At 61.8% G+C, this 18,005-nt stretch carries 18 protein-coding genes; 6 read left to right on the top strand and 12 right to left on the bottom strand.

Going from position 1 to position 18,005, the window contains the following annotated elements:
- Window positions 1-111 precede the first annotated feature (111 nt).
- Entirely contained in the window at window positions 112-1,158 is a 1,047-nt protein-coding gene (locus FFI94_RS22995) for an alpha/beta hydrolase family protein (protein WP_138869844.1), read from the bottom strand.
- A gap of 223 nt (window positions 1,159-1,381) precedes the next feature.
- Between FFI94_RS22995 and FFI94_RS22990 the strand changes: the two genes are divergently transcribed.
- From FFI94_RS22990 to FFI94_RS22980, 3 genes are all read left to right on the top strand, one after another.
- A complete protein-coding gene (locus FFI94_RS22990) occupies window positions 1,382-2,368 on the top strand; it encodes a dipeptidase (protein WP_138869843.1) in 987 nt (328 codons plus the stop codon).
- A 49-nt stretch (window positions 2,369-2,417) separates the two neighbouring features.
- The gene (gene lpdA / locus FFI94_RS22985; protein WP_138869842.1) at window positions 2,418-3,821 is read left to right on the top strand and encodes a dihydrolipoyl dehydrogenase; all 1,404 of its coding nucleotides are present in this window, start codon (window positions 2,418-2,420) and stop codon (window positions 3,819-3,821) included.
- Between the two features lie 134 nt (window positions 3,822-3,955).
- Window positions 3,956-4,948, top strand: coding sequence for an iron-siderophore ABC transporter substrate-binding protein (locus tag FFI94_RS22980; RefSeq protein WP_138869841.1), 993 nt, complete (start codon window positions 3,956-3,958; stop codon window positions 4,946-4,948).
- A 25-nt stretch (window positions 4,949-4,973) separates the two neighbouring features.
- Here FFI94_RS22980 and FFI94_RS22975 read toward each other — a convergent pair whose 3' ends face one another.
- Complete coding sequence (locus FFI94_RS22975) at window positions 4,974-5,387, bottom strand: helix-turn-helix domain-containing protein (RefSeq protein WP_138869840.1); 414 nt, start codon at window positions 5,385-5,387, stop codon at window positions 4,974-4,976.
- A gap of 117 nt (window positions 5,388-5,504) precedes the next feature.
- On the opposite strand from FFI94_RS22975, the gene FFI94_RS22970 reads away from it, so the two are divergent.
- A complete protein-coding gene (locus FFI94_RS22970) occupies window positions 5,505-6,356 on the top strand; it encodes an SDR family oxidoreductase (RefSeq protein WP_138869839.1) in 852 nt (283 codons plus the stop codon).
- Window positions 6,357-6,408: 52 nt separating this feature from the next.
- Here FFI94_RS22970 and FFI94_RS22965 read toward each other — a convergent pair whose 3' ends face one another.
- Complete coding sequence (locus FFI94_RS22965; RefSeq protein WP_138869838.1) at window positions 6,409-8,007, bottom strand: MFS transporter; 1,599 nt, start codon at window positions 8,005-8,007, stop codon at window positions 6,409-6,411.
- A 68-nt stretch (window positions 8,008-8,075) separates the two neighbouring features.
- Here FFI94_RS22965 and FFI94_RS22960 point away from each other — a divergent pair, with 68 nt between their 5' ends.
- Entirely contained in the window at window positions 8,076-8,651 is a 576-nt protein-coding gene (locus FFI94_RS22960) for a TetR family transcriptional regulator (RefSeq protein ID WP_138869837.1), read from the top strand.
- A gap of 6 nt (window positions 8,652-8,657) precedes the next feature.
- Here the strand turns inward: FFI94_RS22960 and FFI94_RS22955 are convergent, their stop codons facing one another.
- From FFI94_RS22955 to urtA, 9 genes are all read right to left on the bottom strand, one after another.
- The gene (locus FFI94_RS22955; protein WP_138869836.1) at window positions 8,658-9,191 is read right to left on the bottom strand and encodes a carboxymuconolactone decarboxylase family protein; all 534 of its coding nucleotides are present in this window, start codon (window positions 9,189-9,191) and stop codon (window positions 8,658-8,660) included.
- Window positions 9,188-10,360 (bottom strand): MFS transporter, encoded by a 1,173-nt coding sequence (locus FFI94_RS22950; RefSeq protein ID WP_138869835.1) that lies wholly within the window; start codon window positions 10,358-10,360, stop codon window positions 9,188-9,190. The genes FFI94_RS22955 and FFI94_RS22950 overlap by 4 nt, the downstream gene beginning before the upstream one ends.
- Window positions 10,361-10,369: 9 nt before the next feature.
- On the bottom strand, window positions 10,370-11,359 hold the full coding sequence (locus FFI94_RS22945; RefSeq protein ID WP_138869834.1) for an LLM class flavin-dependent oxidoreductase: 990 nt from the start codon (window positions 11,357-11,359) through the stop codon (window positions 10,370-10,372).
- Window positions 11,360-11,480: 121 nt separating this feature from the next.
- Window positions 11,481-12,182 carry a GntR family transcriptional regulator gene (locus FFI94_RS22940; protein WP_138869833.1) on the bottom strand — a complete coding sequence of 234 codons (702 nt, stop codon included), beginning with the start codon at window positions 12,180-12,182 and terminating at the stop codon, window positions 11,481-11,483.
- Window position 12,183: 1 nt separating this feature from the next.
- Complete coding sequence (urtE, locus tag FFI94_RS22935) at window positions 12,184-12,876, bottom strand: urea ABC transporter ATP-binding subunit UrtE (protein WP_138869832.1); 693 nt, start codon at window positions 12,874-12,876, stop codon at window positions 12,184-12,186.
- 3 nt (window positions 12,877-12,879) lie between these two features.
- The gene (gene urtD, locus FFI94_RS22930; RefSeq protein ID WP_138869831.1) at window positions 12,880-13,698 is read right to left on the bottom strand and encodes an urea ABC transporter ATP-binding protein UrtD; all 819 of its coding nucleotides are present in this window, start codon (window positions 13,696-13,698) and stop codon (window positions 12,880-12,882) included.
- Window positions 13,695-14,801, bottom strand: a complete 1,107-nt coding sequence (urtC, locus tag FFI94_RS22925; RefSeq protein ID WP_138869830.1) for an urea ABC transporter permease subunit UrtC — start codon at window positions 14,799-14,801, stop codon at window positions 13,695-13,697. Before urtC ends, urtD begins: the two co-directional genes overlap by 4 nt.
- Window positions 14,798-15,682 (bottom strand): urea ABC transporter permease subunit UrtB, encoded by an 885-nt coding sequence (urtB, locus tag FFI94_RS22920; protein ID WP_138869829.1) that lies wholly within the window; start codon window positions 15,680-15,682, stop codon window positions 14,798-14,800. Before urtB ends, urtC begins: the two co-directional genes overlap by 4 nt.
- Before the next feature lie 48 nt (window positions 15,683-15,730).
- Entirely contained in the window at window positions 15,731-16,993 is a 1,263-nt protein-coding gene (gene urtA / locus FFI94_RS22915) for an urea ABC transporter substrate-binding protein (protein ID WP_138869828.1), read from the bottom strand.
- 265 nt (window positions 16,994-17,258) lie between these two features.
- Here urtA and FFI94_RS22910 point away from each other — a divergent pair, with 265 nt between their 5' ends.
- Window positions 17,259-18,002, top strand: coding sequence for a TetR/AcrR family transcriptional regulator (locus FFI94_RS22910; RefSeq protein WP_138869827.1), 744 nt, complete (start codon window positions 17,259-17,261; stop codon window positions 18,000-18,002).
- Window positions 18,003-18,005 lie beyond the last annotated feature (3 nt).

Here is an 18,005-nt window from a genome sequence, read left to right as displayed (position 1 = left end):
GCCATGGTCAGGGGAGCGTTTCGTGGTTCCAGCTTCCGTGCAGCACACAACCCCGCTCTCGAAGATTCGGAGAGCGGGGTTGTGCGGAGGAAAACCTGTTTATCTGTGGTGTCAGATGCCCATGGAGTTGGCGATCATCGGCCAGGAGTTGTGGAGATCGTCCTGCCAGTAGCCCCACGAGTGGGTGCCGGTGGGCTTGAAGTCGAACGTTGCCGGGATCTGCAGTTCGTTCAGACGGTACGCGAGGTTGTGGGTGCAGTAGTTGACTGCTGCCTCGATGACGCCGCCGACGATGATCTGGTTGGCGAGCACGCCGACCTGGCCGTCGACTGCCTCATTGGCGAGGGTGTCGTGCGGGCCGGGCAGACCGGATCCGGTGGAGATGTACAGCTCGGTGCCGCGGAGCTTCTCGGCGTTGACAACCGGGTCGTTGTCGATCCAGCCCTGGCCGTCGAGCGGGCCCCACATGTTGGTGACGTCTGCGTCGCCGCGCATGCCGACAACCAGTTCGATGGAGCTCTGGCCGACCGGAGTGCTGGTCTCGGCGCAACCACTGAACGCGCCGACACTCTTGTAGAGGCCGGGGGCTGCGATCGCGAGGTTGAGTACCGACGTGGCGGTCATGGAGATCGCGGAGATCGACTGCACCTTGTTGGTGTTGAATTCCTTGTCGATGACGGGCGGGAGTTCCTGCGTCAGGAACGTCTGCCACTTCTGAACACCGAGAGCCGGATCTTCGTTCACCCAGTCGGTGTAGTAGCTGAACGCGCCTTCGATCGGCGTGACGACATTGACGTTCTTCTCGTTGAAGAAGTCCATGACATCGGTCTGGCGCTGCCAGGTCGCACGGTCTTCGCCGCCGCCTGCGCCGTTGAGGAGGTAGAGCGTCGGGCGGGGTTCGCTGTTGTCTGCGGGGAGGATGACCTCGAGCGGAATGTCGCGGCCCATCGACGGCGAGTACACGGTGATCGTGGACTTGCGGCCGTTGTCGCTGCGGCTCGTCAGTTTGGAATCCGTCGAGTACGCCGCGGGTGTGGTCTGAGTCGCAGCGGTGTCACCACCGGCAGAAGCCATGGCCGGACTGACAAGCATCGGCAGCACGGACACCGCTGCAATCGCGGCGATCACACGGCCGCGCTTGAATGAACGAGAACGCATAGGCTTAAGAACCCTCCACCTGAATTACCTTGTAGATCCGCCCCGGGTGGAACGATCCTTCGTCGACACTTCTCCGTATGGGTTTTTGCATCCCGACGCATATAGAGCGTGCAAGTCTTGATCTTTCTACAGCATCGACGCGCTATTCGCCAGTGAACCGAGGATTTGCTGAACGATTGACCAGTTTCGAATCGGGCCCACTGTTTACCTATATGCTCAACGGGTGAACCGGACATATCCGATCTGGGAACAGCACTGCTGCCTGCCGTTGCAGTCCAATGCCTCTATTGCGGAGCTATTGCGGTACCGGCGCCCTGAGGGCAGTTACGTTTCGGTCAATGTCGGTTATGCGCCTCACACGCGTGCGGATTCGACTGCGCTGGTCAAGAGCTTTGCCTGGCAGGCGCGCGTCGAGTATCCGGACATCACACCCGTCTCGACGATCCTCGATGTTGCCGACGTCCAGCGATCCGGCGGAATCGCGCTGGCATTCGACCTCGAGGATTCCAACCCGCTGGACGGTGATCCCGACAACATCGCGTACTTCTACGATCTGGGTGTCCGGTCGATGTTGCCGACGTACAACCACGCCAATGCCGCCGGCTGTGGGTGCCTCGACGCCGTCGACACGGGCTTGACCGCGTACGGCCGCGAACTCGTTGCCGAGATGAACCGCGTCGGCATGATGGTGGACGGTTCGCACTGCTCGGTTCGGACCGGTCTGGACCTGGCCGCCGCCACGGCGCGACCCATGATCTACAGCCATTCGAATCTCCGCAGATTGTGGGAGCACCCCCGAAACATCACCGACGATCAGGCCAAGGCGTGTGCCGATACCGGGGGAGTTATCGGGATCAACGGCGTGGGGATTTTCCTCGGCGTCAACGGCCCGGACGACAACAAAGCCAGGCTCGAGGCAATGGCCGATCACATTGAGGAAGCCGTCGGACTCGTCGGTGTCGATCACGTCGGGATCGGATCGGACTATTCCTTCGACGCCGAGGACTTCCTCGACGAGATCACTCATCACGCGGCGTCGTTCTCCGAGGCATACACCGCGTGGGGACCGCTGCAGTGGGTTCCGCCGGAAGACACCCTCACCTTGGACGTCGTTCTGCGTCGGCGGGGTTTCGACGAGTCCTCGATCGAAGCGATCTACGGCGGAAATTTCACCCGAGTTGCCGCAGAAGTTTGGTCTACTGGCCGGTAAGGCGACCATCCGGGGACAGGAAAACGATGCAGGACTACCCTGTTACATCGTGACCTCACACTATGACGTCGTTGTCCTCGGAGCCGGCCCCGGTGGGTACGTCGCTGCTATCCGCGCGGCACAACTGGGCCTGAGCACTGCCATCATCGAGCAGAAGTACTGGGGCGGTGTGTGCCTGAACGTGGGCTGCATCCCGTCCAAGGCGCTTCTCCGCAATGCCGAACTCGCGCATATCTTTACAAAAGAAGCGAAGACGTTCGGCATGTCCGGAGACGTGTCCTTCGATTTCGGCTCCGCCTTCGATCGCAGCCGCAAGGTTGCCGACGGGCGAGTCAAGGGCATCCACTTCTTGATGAAGAAGAACAAGATCGCCGAATTCGACGGCAAAGGCACGTTCGCCGACGCCAACACCATCAACGTCGAGCTCAGCAAGGGAGGCACCGAGACGATCACGTTCGACAACGCGATCATCGCCACCGGTTCCTACACCAAGCTGCTGCCGGGCACCTCGCTGAGCGAGAACGTGGTGACCTACGAAGAGCAGATCCTCACCCGCGACCTGCCGGGCTCGATCCTCATCGTCGGCGCCGGCGCGATCGGCATGGAGTTCGGTTACGTCCTCAAGAACTACGGCGTCGATGTGACGATCGTGGAGTTCCTCGACCGGGCACTGCCCAACGAGGACGCCGACGTCTCGAAGGAAATCGCCAAGCAGTACAAGAAGCTCGGCGTCACCATCAAGACCGGCGCCGCTGTCCAGTCCATCAGTGACGACGGCAGCAAGGTCAGCGTCTCGATCAAGGACAACAAGTCCGGTGAGATCGAAACCGTGGTCGTGGACAAGGTTCTGCAGTCCGTCGGTTTCGCACCGCGTGTCGAGGGCTTCGGCCTCGAGAACACCGGTGTCGCCCTCACCGACCGCGGCGCCATCGCCATCGACGACTACATGCGCACCAACGTCGAGAACATCTTTGCCATCGGCGACGTGACCGCCAAGCTGCAGCTCGCACACGTCGCAGAAGCGCAGGCCGTCGTCGCTGCCGAAACCATCGGTGGCGCGGACACGCAGACGCTCGGTGACTACCGGATGATGCCGCGGGCGACGTTCTGCCAGCCGCAGGTCGCGTCCTTCGGATTGACCGAAGAGCAGGCCAAGGCCGAGGGCTACAACATCAAGGTCGCGAACTTCCCGTTCGCTGCCAACGGCAAGGCCCACGGTCTCGGTGACCCGACCGGCTTCGTGAAGCTGATCGCCGACACCACACACGGCGAACTGCTCGGTGGACACCTCATCGGACCGGACGTCTCGGAACTGCTGCCCGAGCTGACCCTGGCCCAGAAGTGGGACCTCACGGTCAACGAGTTGGCACGCAACGTCCACACGCACCCCACCCTCAGTGAGGCGCTCCAGGAAGCGATCCACGGCCTCGCCGGCCACATGATCAACTTCTGACAGCACGGCCTTCGGCCCCGTGCGCCCTTCCGAGAAGGGTGCACGGGGTCTTTTTTGCCTAGTTGTGTTGCCAATGCGCCAGATCGCGACTTCGAGTCCAGGTCTGGGCTGGTGGAGCACTAGCGTCCCGGTACATGAAAACTCGTTTTGCACTGCTCGCGGCTGCGCTCGCGCTCGGTCTCACCGCTTGCGGAAGCTCTGCCGGCACCGAGTCGACCGTTTCGTCGACGGGAGCCGCTGAGGCGGGGGCGTTTCCGGTGACAGTCGATCACGCCTACGGTTCGACCACGATCGACACCGAACCCATGCGGATCGTGACCATCGGGTGGAGCGGCCAAGATTCGGTGCTCGCGCTGAACAAGGTGCCCGTCGCGATGGAGAGCTTCTCGGGTGACGGTATCGAGAACAACATCTTGCCTTGGGACGCTTCACTGTTGAACGGTGCGACGCCGGTTCTGATGACCACCAACCCGGATGTGCCGTTCGAGCAGATCCTGGCGCTCGATCCGGATGTGATTCTGGCCGTGTATTCGGGGATCACCGCGGAGAAGTATCAGCGACTGCGTGACATCGCACCCACCGTCGCCTTCCCCGATCAGCCTTGGGATACCGACTGGGACAAGCAGATGAGCATGATCGGGGCGGCACTCGGGCAGCCGGCACGCGCGCAGCAGTTGATCGACGACACCGGAGCGTATTTCGAGCGGCAAGCTGCCGAGCATCCGCAGTTCGCGGGCAAGACCGCAACGTACGCGATGCGTACCGACGAAGGCCTGATCGTGTTCTGCAACACCGATCCTCGAATCCGTCTGCTGGGGCAGCTCGGACTGAAAACTTCTCCCGGGGTGGACGCGGTGTGCACGTCCGGCGACAGTTCGGTGTCCGTGGGAATGGAGTCCATCGAAACTCTCGACGCGGACGTCTTCATTCTCGTCGACGCCGACGGCACCAATCTCGACATGCTGATGGCCTTCGGTCCGTTTGCCAACATGACCTCGGTGTCGAACGACCGGATCGTGCGCCTCGTCGGAATGGATTACGCGATGGCAACATCCGCGCCGACGGTCTTGAGCGTCCCGTATGCGTTCGACGAGTTCATTGCTCAGCTTTCGGGGGCGCTCGACTGATTGCGGGCGTGACTGATTGCGGGTGTTACTGATTGCGGGCGTCGTAAGACGCTTGTGAATCAACGATTGTCGGCACCCTCGATTCGAGGAGTTCGATCAGTGCGGTGATCTTGCCCGCGACGTCGGCGCCGAGTTCGGTCAAACTGTATTCCACTTTGGGCGGGATGGTTTCGAGCACTTCACGGTGCACGAGGCCATCCCGCTCGAGTGCTTGCAGGGTCTGCGAGAGCATCCGCTCACTGACGCCGTCGACGCGTCGACGCAGCGCGCTGAACCGGTACGGGCCTTCGTGTAGCGCTGCCAATGCCAGAGCGCCCCAGCGGCCGGTTGCGTTCTGGAGCGCTGCCCGGGAATTGCATCCGCGAGCGAACACATCGGCCTCGAGAGTGGGATCCTGATCTGTTTCGGCAGCACAGGAAGGGATATCGGTGCTGGTCATGTCCCCAGGGTACTACTAAACATACCGATAGCGCTAACTCTTGTGGTTGCACTTACTAAAAATTAGTGCATGATGGTTGCAGAGCACGTTCACGCTTCAACCTAAACGGGAGTTCACATGAGCATCGCAGTCACCGGCGCAACGGGAAACCTCGGACACCTTGTTGTCGAGGCACTCATCACGCGGGGTACACCCGCGTCGGACATCGTCGCCGTGGTTCGTAATCCGGAGAAGGCTGCGGATCTCGCAGCCCGCGGCGTGGTGGTTCGCAAGGCGGACTACACCGATGTCGCCGCATTGGAAGCAGCCTTTGCCGGCGTCGACAAAGTGGTGCTGATCTCGGGCAGCGAAGTGGGCCAGCGACTTGCCCAGCACACCAACGTCATCAACGCAGCAAAGGCTGCGGGCGTCGGATTCATCGCGTACACAAGCATTTTGAACGCGCAGGACACTGTGATGAAGCTCGCTGCCGAGCACAAGGCAACCGAGGATGTACTGGCCGCGAGTGGCGTTGCGTTCGCACTGCTGCGCAACGGGTGGTACTGGGAGAACTTCCTCAACGACCTGGCCGGCGTTATCGAGCGCGGCGCAGTGGTCGGAGCGGGCGCGGACGGAAAGGTTGCCGGCGCAGCGCGGGCGGATTACGCGGATGCCGCAGCGGCAGTAGTCACGACGGACGGCCACGAAGGCGCGGTCTACGAATTGGGCGGCGACGAGCGCCTTACCTACGCTCAGTTCGCGGAGAAGGTCAGCGAGTTCGCCGGCAAGTCCGTCGCGTACCAGTTCGTGAGCGAGGACGCATACAAGGGGATTCTCGAGAGCGTCGGATTGCCTGCTCCGGTCGCGGAGATTCTTGCCGATTCCGATGCGGCAATCGCCACGGGAGCATTGGACACCGAGTCCGGTGACCTGCAGAAACTGATCGGCCGCAGCAGCACGCCGGTGGCTGAGGTCTTGAAGCAGGCCTAACCTGCTGTGCGCCTTTATCAACCGCGGGCGGTTAATAAAGGCGCACAAGGGTTTAGCCCATATGTACCGCGCCTTCGGCGGGGAGATCACCCTTCTTGGCGCGAACCAGCACCACGACGACGGGTGCGATGATCGCCAACAGGATTGCGGCCCAACCGAATGCGGCGGAGTATCCCGAAACCTCGGCGCCGAAGAAGTAGTCGGTCATCGAGGCGATGAAGTCCTGCACCGGCTGGGGGAGTAGAGCCAATTCGTCGCCGGTCGGGACGGCCGCGTTCGACAAGTCGGCAGGCATGCCTTCCGGGGGGATCGGCGCCGCGTTGTCTGCGGTGAATGCGGACTTGGCCGACGCGTAGATCGTGGTGAAGAGTGCGGTTCCCAGTGCGCCGCCGATCTGCAGGGTTGCGTTGACGAGGGCGCTGGCTGCGCCGGCGTCGTGGTCCGGAACACCGATCAGCGCGAGGTTCTGCATGGGCACCATCAGCAGGCCCAAACCGAAGCCGAAGATGGCAAGGCCCGGGAACACGTGGGTCCAGTACGAGCTGTGAACCTCGATCTGGGTGAGCAGAAGAAGTCCGACTGCGGCGACCAAGGGGCCGGCAACCATGAGCGGCTTGGGGCCGATCTTGGTGGACAGCTGAGCAGCCGCGGTGGAAGCCAGCACGATGAAGAAGGCCATCGGCAGTGAACCGACGCCGGCCATGACGGGGCTGAATCCGAGCACGATCTGCAGGTAGAACGTGAGGTACAAGGTGCCGCCGAGAAGGGCTGCGCCGACGAGCATGGAGCCGATCAGTGCCGCGCCGCGGTCGCGATGCCACGGAACGCTCAGTGGCAGAAGCGGATTCTTGCTGCGGCTTTCGACGACCACGAACAGCGCGAGGAAAACCAAGCCGAGGGCGATGAACAGCAGGGTGTCGGTCTGACCCCAGCCGTGTTCGGCGCGCGTGAATCCGTAGACCAGGGAGCCGAGTCCGAGCGCGATGAGGACAGCGCCCGGAAGGTCGTAGCTCGTGTCGCCGTGCGCCTTGGTTTCCTTGACGATCGGGACGGCAGCACCAATCGCGATGAGAGCGATCGGGATGTTCACGAGCAGGCACCAGCGCCAGTCGACGTACTGAGTCAGGACGCCGCCGAGCAGCAGACCGATAGCCGCGCCACCGCCGGAGATCGCGCCGTAGACGGCAAAAGCCTTGGCGCGCTCCTTTTCTCCGATGAAGGTCGTGGTGAGCATCGACAGTGCGGCGGGCGCGAGAAGTGCCGCGAAGACACCCTGGCCGGCACGGGCGATGAAGAGTTCGATGCCGGACTGGGCGATGCCGCCGATGCCCGACGCCACGGCAAAGCCGGCCATGCCGACGATGAAGGAGCGCTTACGTCCCCAGTAGTCGGCGATGCGGCCACCGAGGAGTAGCAGTGCGCCGAATGCCAGCGCGTACGAGGTGACAACCCAGGCGCGATCGAGGTCGCTGATGCCGAGTTCTTCCTGCGCGGCGGGCAGGGCGATGGAGACGATGGTGCCGTCGAGCACCACCATGAGTTGTGCAAACGCGACGATGCAGAGCACCAGCCAGCGTCGTTGATGATTCGGGTTCTCGGAGATCTCCGGAGACGGCGGCGTTGCGCCGCTTTCGACGTCAGTGGTGGTCATCGTTACAAGGTAAGTGAGCACTTCTTCGAGAGTCAAACGAAATAGTTCGTTCGGTTACGATAATCACTATGGCTCCCACAGATGTGACCGCGACGAAGCAGCGAATCCTCGACGCTGCACTGGAAGAGTTCGGCACCTACGGACTCGCCGGCGCACGAATCGATCGCATCGCGAAGAACGGTAACGCCAGCAAGGAACGGCTTTACGCGTACTTCGGGGACAAAGTGGCGCTCTTTCATGCCGTGCTCGACGCGGACTTCGTCGAAGCCATGGAATCTGTCGAATGGGTGGGCGGCGACGTACCGCAGCATGCTGTCGAATTGTTCGATGCCATGACCAGGAAGCCGCACATCCAGCGCATGATGATCTGGGGTCAACTGCAGGGCGAAGGACCTCGGATGCGCAAACAAGCAGAAGAGCATTCCAGTTGGCTCCCGCGGATCACCGCGATTCGCAAGGCCCAGGACGACGGCACAATCGCCGCTCACTGGAATCCGGAAGACCTCATCACCCTGATCTTCGGCCTCGTGCTCGCCTGGGTGGTCGCGCCCGGCATTGCCGACAACCAATCGGTGGACGCGCAGGAACTCGATCACCGTCGTGAAGTGGTGCGCGAAGCGATAATTCGTATCTGCAAGCCCTGAGAGCGGCTACGAAAAATCGCGTTGGATGCGCAACGTCCCGATCGTGGTGGCCAACCCGTCGTACTGGGTTACCAGCAACGTGAACTCGATGAGCCGACGGTCGTCGAGGTGCTGGGACAACGTCTTCCAGGTCGAGTCGGAGACGTCTTTGGTGGTGACCAACTCGTCGACCGCAGCCAAGATCGCCTGGTGACGAGAACTCAACCCGGAAGCTGTGGGGCCCTCGATAATTCGGGCAAGGTGTTGTGCGTCGATTCCAGCCTTTCGGCCGAGCCTGATGTGGTGATCCATTTCGTAGTCGCACTCGCGTAGATGTGCGACGCGCAGGATGATCAGTTCGGTGTCGTGGCGTGAGATCTTGCCGCCGGGCATCAAAGACCCGGAGTAGTGCAGCCAACCGCGGAACAGGCCACCGGTACGGCCCAAGGTGCTGAAGAGGTGTGCGTCCGGTGCGCCGGCGGCTTTCGAGAGGACACGCCAGATTCCCCAGTTGATCGGGCCGAGTTCTTTCAACCGGCCAGGCTGGATGCGAGCGTTCATGACGCGAACTCCTTGGGTGTCGTGGGCTGGTACGACGCTAACACTGCCCGGAATCGAATCACGGCAACCAACGCGGCAAGTGCAGCGAGGGCAAGCATGGGCACGGACGGACCCAGGCTCGGTTCGAGGACGACAAGAAGTACGGGCAATCCGAAGCCGAGGTACGTTCCGACGTAGAAGATGCCCGTCAATGTTCCGCGTGATGCCGGTGGCGCAAGGGTTTCGAGGTCGAGAAGACCACTGCGCAGACACAAGCCGTATGCGGTTCCAAGGACGAGGGCGCAGACGACAAACAGGACCAGCGGCGGGTGGGCTCCGCCGGCCGCGACGAGGCAGTATCCGAGCGCTGCCAACCCGGCACCTGCGCTTCCGGCTTGCCGGCCCCAATTGCGATGACGCGCAACGGTTTGAACGGTGATGCCCGCACCGAGTGTGATTGCCGCAGCAATTCCGGGGAGCAGTGGGCCGGAGTAGCGGTCGCCGAGTCGCGCGGACATCGTCACGAACGAGACTGTCGCACTGGCAAACACCCAGGGCGCCAGTGGCAGCGCCCAGATCAGGGCTGAGCGGACCGATCGTCGACCGTCGGCAGGCAACGGGATCACTGCGGAAGGCGGAGTAGGTGTTCGGCTCCACATCGCTGCGGCGGCAACGGAACACACGGAGAGCAACGCCGAGACAACAAAGGGTGTGACCAAGGGAAAGGCTGCGAACTGGGCCATCAGGCCGGAGATCAAGGGGCCCAGAGCAAAACCGGCGGTGAGGACCACGCCCGCCAGCACGGTTCCCGCCTTGCCGCGCAGATCAGCGGCCCAGGCCGTGCCCGCGCCGATTGCCAGACCGGCACCGATACCGACGACCAGACGACCCACCAGGAGGCCGGAAGTGTTGTGCCACAGCAGCAGAAATACCGTGCCCAGTGCGGCGACAAGCGCTCCGGGCAGGACAACGGCCGCTCGGCCGACACGATCGGAGAGCACGCCACCGGTCAACAGTCCGGGAAGTAGACCGAGTGCGTAGATGCCGAACACACCGTCGAGAACGGCGTGCGAGAGACCCTCATGGTCCCGCAATACCGGGATGAGGGAGGCAAAGTGGTTGGCAGCCCACCCCGTCGAGAGAAGTACGGCCAGTACCGAGATGAACCCGCGACGGGATGGATCGCCCATACCCGCAGCTTAGGCGGGCACCAGGTTGCTGACGTCGGCGAGTAGTTCGAACGTGCGCAGCCACGCGGCGCGGTTGGTGCCGGTGGAGACGGTGATCAGCTCGTCGGCCTGCGCGTGCTCGGTGAATTCGTCCAGGTACGCGCGGACTTCGGCGGGAGTGCCGACTGCGCTGTACCTGGCCATTTGGAGAACCTGCTGACCGGCGGGGGAGTCGAGCAGCATATCGGCCTCGTCGTCGGTAAACGTGCGACCGCGGCCGAGAAGCAGACTGACACGATTGCGCTTGGATTCGAGGAATTCCTGCTGCGCCTGCTCGGTGGTATCGGCGGCGATCACATTGACGCCCGCGATCACGTACGGCTCGGCCAACTGCTCCGACGGCTTGAATTCGCGGCGGTAGATGGTCACGGCGTCGCGAAGCGCGTTGGGCGCAAAATGTGACGCAAACGCGTACGGGAGGCCGAGCATGGCGGCCAGTTTTGCACCGAACAACGACGAACCGAGGATGTAGAGGGGGACGTGGGTGCCCTTACCGGGCACCGCGTTGATGCCGGGAATACGCGATGTGTCGCCGAGATATCCCTGAAGTTCGAGGACGTCCTGAGGGAAGCTGTCGGACGAACTGGGGTCGCGGCGCAGAGCCTGCATCGTCTTCTGATCGCTGCCGGGAGCGCGGCCGAGACCAAGATCAATGCGTCCGGGGTGCAGTGTCTCGAGCGTGCCGAACTGTTCGGCGATGGTGAGCGGTGCGTGGTTGGGGAGCATGATGCCACCGGCACCAAGCCGGATTTTGGTGGTGTGAGCTGCAACGTGGCCGATCAGGACACTGGTCGCGGACGACGCGATGGAGCCCATGTTGTGGTGCTCCGCGTACCAGATTCGCTGGTAGCCCCACTCCTCGGCTCGCTGCGCCAGCGTCACACTGGCGTCGAAGCTGTCTTTGGCGGTCTCGTTCTGGCCGATGTGCGCAAGATCGAGGATGGAGAGTGGAACCGACATGAAGTGGGCACCTTTCGAGGCAGGCAGAAAAGTCTTGTTGTGAGGTGCAACCGCCTGGAGTGCATTCCTATTTCCTCAACACCCAAAAAGGTCGGAACCGAGATGTCCCGCGCCGACGCTTTCAGTATCGAACCGCGCTCGCCAGGGCCGCCAACGACAGTGCCTGGCGGGCGTGCTCGACTACCACGAGCCGCCCGTCGTCGATGTGCGCCCGCAATGAGTCCAAGGCTTGCGGCAGCTTGTTGTCGAGGACGAGTTCAGCGATCGCGATGTGCTCGTCGACCGTAGCTTCGATTCCGGCCGGCGTCGGATAGTCGAACATCCGCACCGGCCGGATCTTGGCATTGACGGTAGCCAAGGCCTCGGTCAGTGCGGGATTTCCGGCCGAGACCAACAGCGCCGTGTGAAACTCCTCGTCGAGGGTGACAAAGCTGGAATCCGGGTTGGGTGAGTGCGTGCGCAACGCATACCACTTGTCGAGTTCGGCTCCCAGAACATCAGCGTTGTGCCGGGCGTACTCGGTGTCGAGCACTCGGCGAATTCCCTGTAGTTCGAGCAGTATTCGCAGCTCGTACAATCCGTTGAGGTCTTCCAGGCGCGGCCGGTACGGGTACAGCCCGTGCTCGCCTCGTTGAACCAAACCGTCAGATTGCAACCGGGCCAGAGCTTCTCGCACCGGAGTTCTCGAAACACCGTAGATCTGGGCTAGCCGCTCCTCACTCAGGCGTTCTGCCGGCGTGATTTTCCCGGTCATCAGATCGGCCCGGATCGACTGATACACCTGATCCCGCAGCGACCCGGTCGAATGTTCGACGGGGGACATGTCAGATGGCCATCGCTCGGCGGACGGCGTCAGTGGATGTGGTGCCTCCCTCTCCGGTCGACGTCACATGACCGGCCGCGAGAACGCTGTAATGCTGCGCCGACTGGAGCGCAAAACCGATGTGCTGTTCGACCAGGAGAACTCCGAGATCGCCGCGGTTGGTGAGATCGATGATGGTGCGTTCGATCTCGGCCACGACGTTGGGTTGGATGCCTTCGGTGGGCTCGTCGAGGATCAGAATCTTCGGTTCGGTGATGAGAGCGCGGGCGATGGCGAGTTGTTGTCTTTGCCCACCAGAGAGCAAGCCCGCTCGCCGATCGAGGAGCGTGGTCAGTGCGGGAAACATATCCAATGCTTCTGCAATCAGTGCCTTTCCACGTTTGCGACCGTCCGCGACAACCTGAAGGTTCTCCGCGGTGGTGAGTTGGCCGAACGATTGTTGTCCTTGGGGGACGTAGGCGAGTCCCCGGGCGACGCGGGCGCTCGGCCGCAGTGTCGTGATGTCCTCGCCGTTCAGGAGAATTGTTCCACCGGTCGGTTTGATCAACCCGACCGCGGCCCGGAGCAATGTCGTCTTCCCGGCACCATTGTGGCCCATGACGGCGGCGACACCGTTACCCGGAACGGTGAGCGAGATTCCGTGGATGACTTCGGTGCGTCCGTATCCGGCGCGGACGTCCTTGATTTCGAGCATGATTCACTCCTCGCCGTGTGGCACGGCCGCAGCCGTGCCGAGGTAGACCTCTTGGACTTTGGGATCGGCCTGAACCTGCGCGACAGTTCCCTCGGCAAGCACCTTGCCGGCCGCGAGGACCGTGACCGAGGTGGCAAATGCTCGCATGAAGTCCATGTCGTGCTCGACGACGACAACGGTGCGCGCGCCACCGATCCGACGCAGGAGGTTGCCGGTTTCCTCGCGTTCTTCCAGGCTCATTCCTGCGACCGGTTCGTCGAGCAGAAGTACCGAACAGTTCTGCACCAGAAGCATTCCGATTTCGAGCCACTGTTTCTGTCCGTGCGCGAGGATCCCGGCGGGCGTGTCGCGCAGAGCTTCGAGTCCGGTGGTTTCGAGGGCTTCCTCGATCTCGGGGAGGACGGATTTGCGGGTGCGTAACAACTCCCAGGGGGAGCGGCCGGCACCGGCGGCGATGTCCAGGTTTTGCAGGACGGAGAGTTCTTCGAAGACGCTGGCCGTCTGGAAGGTACGGCCGACCCCGAGACGGGCGATCTTGTGAACCTTCTTACCCAGCAACTGTTCACCGGATTTGGTGATCGAACCCGTCGCCGGTACCAGCCCGGTGATGGCGTCGACAAGTGTGGTTTTGCCGGCGCCGTTCGGTCCGATCAGAAAGCGGAGGTCACCCTGCATCAGCGTCAGGTTCACGCTGTCGACGGCCTTGAATCCGTCGAAGCTGACGCTCAGATCCCTTACTTCCAGGTATTCGGATGACATACCGGCATTGCCGCCCAGTACGGGGCTCGGTGCGCTTGTGTCGGTTGTACCGGTGCTGGTCATACGGACACCTCCACAGTTTCAGGTTCGCTGATTTTCGGGGTTTCGGGAGCGGACTTGTCGCGCTTGCGACGGTGACGCAGGAGAGCAAAGAGTCCGGCGACTCCGGCGGGGAAGAACCCGACCACGACGATGAACATCAGGCCCTGGGCGTAGATCCAGCCGGACGGCAATTTCTCCGAGAAGGCCGACTGTGCCCAGGCAACACCGATGGCACCGAGTACGGGACCGAGAAGTGTTGCGCGGCCGCCGATCGCCACACCGATGAGGAAGGCGATGGAGGGAACGATTCCGACGTCGGCGGGGGAGATGATGCCGACGATGGGCACGAACAACGCTCCGGCGATACCGGCCAGGAAGGCAGCGGTGACGTAGGCGACCAGTTTGATGTTGGCGGGGTCGTACCCGAGGAAGCGCACGCGCTCTTCCTGATCTCGCACTGCGACAAGCAGTTCACCGTAGCGGGAGTTCATCAGTTGCCGGATCAAGGCGACGGAGGCGAGCAGGACTCCCGAGGCGATGAAGAACAGCATCTGCTTGTTGGCAGGGTCGTTGAGGTTGAAGCCGAAGAACGTGCGGAAACGGTTGAGCCCGTTGCTGCCGCCGATGGTCTGTTGACCGATCAGCAGGATCGCGAAGGCAGCGGCGAGAGCCTGCGAGAGGATCGCGAAGTACGCACCCTTGACGCGTCGTTTGAAAACACCGAGACCGAGGAGAAACGCAACCGTCGCGGGGAGAAACAGGACCGCGAAGATAGCCACGAACGGTGAGGCAAACGGCTGCCAGTAGCCCGGTAGTTCGGTCTTGCCGGCAATTGCCATGAAATCGGGTACGGCGTCGCCCTTGAGTTCGGCGTCGGCGATCTTGAGGTGCATAGCCATGACGTAGGCGCCGATACCGAAGAACACACCTTGGCCGAGGGTGAGCATTCCGCCTCGGCCCCAGGCAAGTCCGATGCCGACCGCGACGATCGCGAAGCACAAAAACTTTCCCAGCAAAGAAAGCCGGAAGTCGGAGAGCACGGCGGGGGCAACACCGAACAGAATGATCGCGGCGATGGCGAATCCGCCCCAGACCCGGATGCGGGGATTGGTCAGGACGCTCATACGAGGCTCCTTGTCTTGACTGCAAACAGTCCCTGGGGACGTACCTGGAGGAAGACGACGATGATGACGAACAAGATGACCTTGGCAATCGAGGCGGTGGTGGAGTACTCGATGAAGGAGTTCAGGATGCCGAGTGCAAACGCGGCGATCACCGCGCCCTTCATCTGTCCGAGTCCGCCGACGACCACCACGAGGAACGCGTCGATCAGATACGACTGCCCGATGGTCGGACTGGTGGAACCGATCAAGGTCAACGCGACACCGGCCACACCGGCAAGACCGGATCCGAGGAAGAAGGTAGTGATATCGGTACGGCGGGAGGATATTCCGCTGGTCTCCGCCAAATCCCGGTTCTGGACAACGGCGCGGATACGCCTACCCATCGACGACTGCTTCAGTGCCAGCGACAGCGCGATCACTGCAGCGATCGCCAGCACCAGAATGAAGATGCGGGTTTTCGGAACTACGGCGCCGAGAATGTCGACTCCACCCGAAAGCCAGGACGGGGCGGTGGTGTTGACGGCGGGTGCGCCGAAGATGTCGCGCGCCAACTGCTGAAGTATCAGTCCGACGCCGAACGTCACCAGCAACGTGTCGAGGGGGCGGTGGTACATCCGTGACACCAGAAGCACTTCCAGTGCCACGCCCATCAATCCGCCGACGACAAAACCGACCAGTAGAGAGATGATCAACGAACCGGTTGCATTGGAAATTACCTGCTGCACAACGTAGGCCGTGTACGAGCCGGCCATGATGAACTCTCCGTGGGCCATGTTGATGACACCCATTTGGCCGAACGTGAGCGAAAGTCCCAATGCAGCCAACAACAGAATCGAGCCGATGCTCAAACCTGTGAACAGCTGTCCGATCACAACATCCATGACAGACGTTCCACCTCTCTACCAGTCGGTTTCATTGCGGTCGGATAGTTACTTGCTGCTGCCGAGACCCGAGGCCCACGGGTAGCTCTCGAGGTACGGGTCTGGCTTGATCGGCTGGCCGGAATCCCAGACGGTGTAGATCAGTCCGTCGCTTCGGATTTCGCCGATGCGGGCGGTCTTGGTGATGTGGTGGTTGTCGCCGTCGATGGTGACCAGGCCTTCGGGAGCCTCGAAGGTCACGCCGTCAGCGTTGTCCTGAATATCCTTGACAGCAAAGGAATCGGCCTTTTCGACCGTGTTCTTCCACAGGTACACGGAGGTGTATGCGGCTTCCATGGGGTCGGACGTGGGCTTGTCCTGGCCGTACTTCGCCTTGTATGCCGCGACGAACTTGTTGTTCACCGGGGTGTCGATGGTCTGGTAGTAGTTCCAGGCTGTCAGCTGACCTTCGACGTTCTGGACGCCGATACCGCCCACCTCTTCCTCGGCGATGGACACCGAGACAACAGGCATGTCGGCCGGCTTGAGGCCCACATTGGTGTACTCGCGGAAGAACGCGACGTTCGAATCGCCGTTGAGCGTGTTGAATACGGCGTCGGCGTCTGCCGTGCGGACCTTGTTGACAATGGTGGAGAAGTCGGTCGAACCGAGCGGCGTGTAGTCCTCGCCCTTGATCTCGATGCCGTTGGCCGCGGCGTATGCCTTGATGATGCGATTCGCGGTCTGTGGGAAGACGTAGTCACTTCCGACCAGGTAAAGGGACTTGACGCCCTTTTCCTTCAGGTAGTCCAGTGCGGGAATGATCTGCTGATTGGTCGTAGCGCCCGTGTAGAAAATGTTCTTGGAATCCTCGAGGCCCTCGTACTGAACGGGGTAGTAGAGGAGCGAATTGTTGTCTTCGAAGACCGGGAGCATGGCCTTGCGGCTCGACGACGTCCAGCCGCCGAAAACTGCTGCGACACAGTCGCTGCTGATGAGCTTCTCTGCCTTCTCCGCGAAGACCGTCGGCTCGGACGCGCCGTCCTCGGCGACGATTTGCACCTTCTTGCCCAGAACGCCACCGGCGTCGTTGATCTCCTGAACCGCGAGTGCAATCGAATCGCGCACTGTCACTTCACTGATGGCCATGGTGCCGGACAACGAGTTGAGTGAACCGACCTTGATCGTGTCGCCGGAGGTATCGACACACGATGCTGCGGTGGTGTCTCCCGACATGGTGTCAGAGGCTTTGCTTCCGCAACCGGTGAGTACCAAACCCAGAGCGGCAAGAGCTGCCGGAGCGGCAAGGGTGCGCTTCGAGAAGGTTCGCATAGACGGGCCTTTCGTCTTCAGGACTTCGGGGAAACGGACTGCCGGAAGTGATGTATCCGGCTCGCGTATACGGCGCTGTATTCGTCGATGCGGATGAGCGTAGGGAGAGTGTGTTTCTGGAAGAATGAGACTCGATCACCATCATGTGTCCGATATGTCGGTTTGATGAACGCGTGCTCACTCCGCAGGTCAGAGCAGGCACGGTGTTAGCATCCTCAATATTCGATCAAGCATTCGCTTGGCGATTGACGAGGGGGATAGGTCAGTGCGTTCGACCCGACGGGAAGAGATACTCACTCACGCTGCCAAATTGTTCAGCGAGCGCGGTATCGCGGCAACGACGGTGCGAGATATCGCCGACGAGGTCGGCATTCTGTCCGGGAGCCTCTATCACTACTTCGAATCCAAGGATGCGATGGCGCACGAAATAGTCGTGCGTTTCCTCGAAGATCTCAACATCAGATACGAGAACTCGATCGAACCGGCGGGATCAGCTCGCGACCGGCTGGCGTCCATGGTCGAGGTGTCGTTCAACACCGCACTCGACCACCCGTACGCCACCGAGGTCTATCAAGGCGAAGCGATTCTGTCATCCCAGCCGGCCGACGCTCCCATCACTGTTGCGGTCCAGAAAGCGCACAGCTACTGGCGCACGGCAATTGCGCGGGGGATTGCCGACGGCGAGTTTCGCGAAGACATCGATCCCGAGCAGTTTCATCGCTTGATGCGGGAGTCGGTGTGGTCGACTGTGGCTCAATATCGGTCGCAGCTGGCTGAGCTGGCGCCGGAACTGCAGCGGAATTTGATCCTGGTGTTTCTCGACGGGTTTGCCCTGCGCGGCGACGGTACGAAAGCGCCGGCTCGAGCGAAGGCCCCCGCTGACAAAGTCGACGTTGTACCGCCGGCCGGGTCGGTGGCCGAACTGCGTTCGGATGTGGACGAGTTGAAGTCGGTGATTCGCGATCTGAGCTCCGCGATTCGTGATCTGCAGGCCGAGCAACGGGGCTGATTT

This window comes from Rhodococcus sp. KBS0724 (genome assembly GCF_005938745.2).
Taxonomy (GTDB): Bacteria; Actinomycetota; Actinomycetes; order Mycobacteriales; family Mycobacteriaceae; genus Rhodococcus_F.
The sequence above is the reverse complement of the archived record's forward strand: the minus strand, read 5'-3'. Positions and strand labels throughout refer to the sequence as shown.

Coding starts and splice junctions, on each gene's coding strand:
- FFI94_RS22950 (WP_138869835.1), bottom strand. CDS start 10,360: ATGGGCGATCCATCCCGTCGCGGGTTCATCTCGGTACTGGCCGTACTT.
- FFI94_RS22965 (WP_138869838.1), bottom strand. CDS start 8,007: ATGACCACCACTGACGTCGAAAGCGGCGCAACGCCGCCGTCTCCGGAG.
- FFI94_RS22955 (WP_138869836.1), bottom strand. CDS start 9,191: ATGAACGCTCGCATCCAGCCTGGCCGGTTGAAAGAACTCGGCCCGATC.
- urtB (WP_138869829.1), bottom strand. CDS start 15,682: ATGGATGTTGTGATCGGACAGCTGTTCACAGGTTTGAGCATCGGCTCG.
- urtC (WP_138869830.1), bottom strand. CDS start 14,801: ATGAGCGTCCTGACCAATCCCCGCATCCGGGTCTGGGGCGGATTCGCC.
- urtD (WP_138869831.1), bottom strand. CDS start 13,698: ATGACCAGCACCGGTACAACCGACACAAGCGCACCGAGCCCCGTACTG.
- urtA (WP_138869828.1), bottom strand. CDS start 16,993: ATGCGAACCTTCTCGAAGCGCACCCTTGCCGCTCCGGCAGCTCTTGCC.
- FFI94_RS22980 (WP_138869841.1), top strand. CDS start 3,956: ATGAAAACTCGTTTTGCACTGCTCGCGGCTGCGCTCGCGCTCGGTCTC.
- FFI94_RS22960 (WP_138869837.1), top strand. CDS start 8,076: ATGGCTCCCACAGATGTGACCGCGACGAAGCAGCGAATCCTCGACGCT.
- urtE (WP_138869832.1), bottom strand. CDS start 12,876: ATGCTCGAAATCAAGGACGTCCGCGCCGGATACGGACGCACCGAAGTC.
- FFI94_RS22995 (WP_138869844.1), bottom strand. CDS start 1,158: ATGCGTTCTCGTTCATTCAAGCGCGGCCGTGTGATCGCCGCGATTGCA.
- FFI94_RS22945 (WP_138869834.1), bottom strand. CDS start 11,359: ATGTCGGTTCCACTCTCCATCCTCGATCTTGCGCACATCGGCCAGAAC.
- FFI94_RS22970 (WP_138869839.1), top strand. CDS start 5,505: ATGAGCATCGCAGTCACCGGCGCAACGGGAAACCTCGGACACCTTGTT.
- FFI94_RS22975 (WP_138869840.1), bottom strand. CDS start 5,387: ATGACCAGCACCGATATCCCTTCCTGTGCTGCCGAAACAGATCAGGAT.
- FFI94_RS22940 (WP_138869833.1), bottom strand. CDS start 12,182: ATGTCCCCCGTCGAACATTCGACCGGGTCGCTGCGGGATCAGGTGTAT.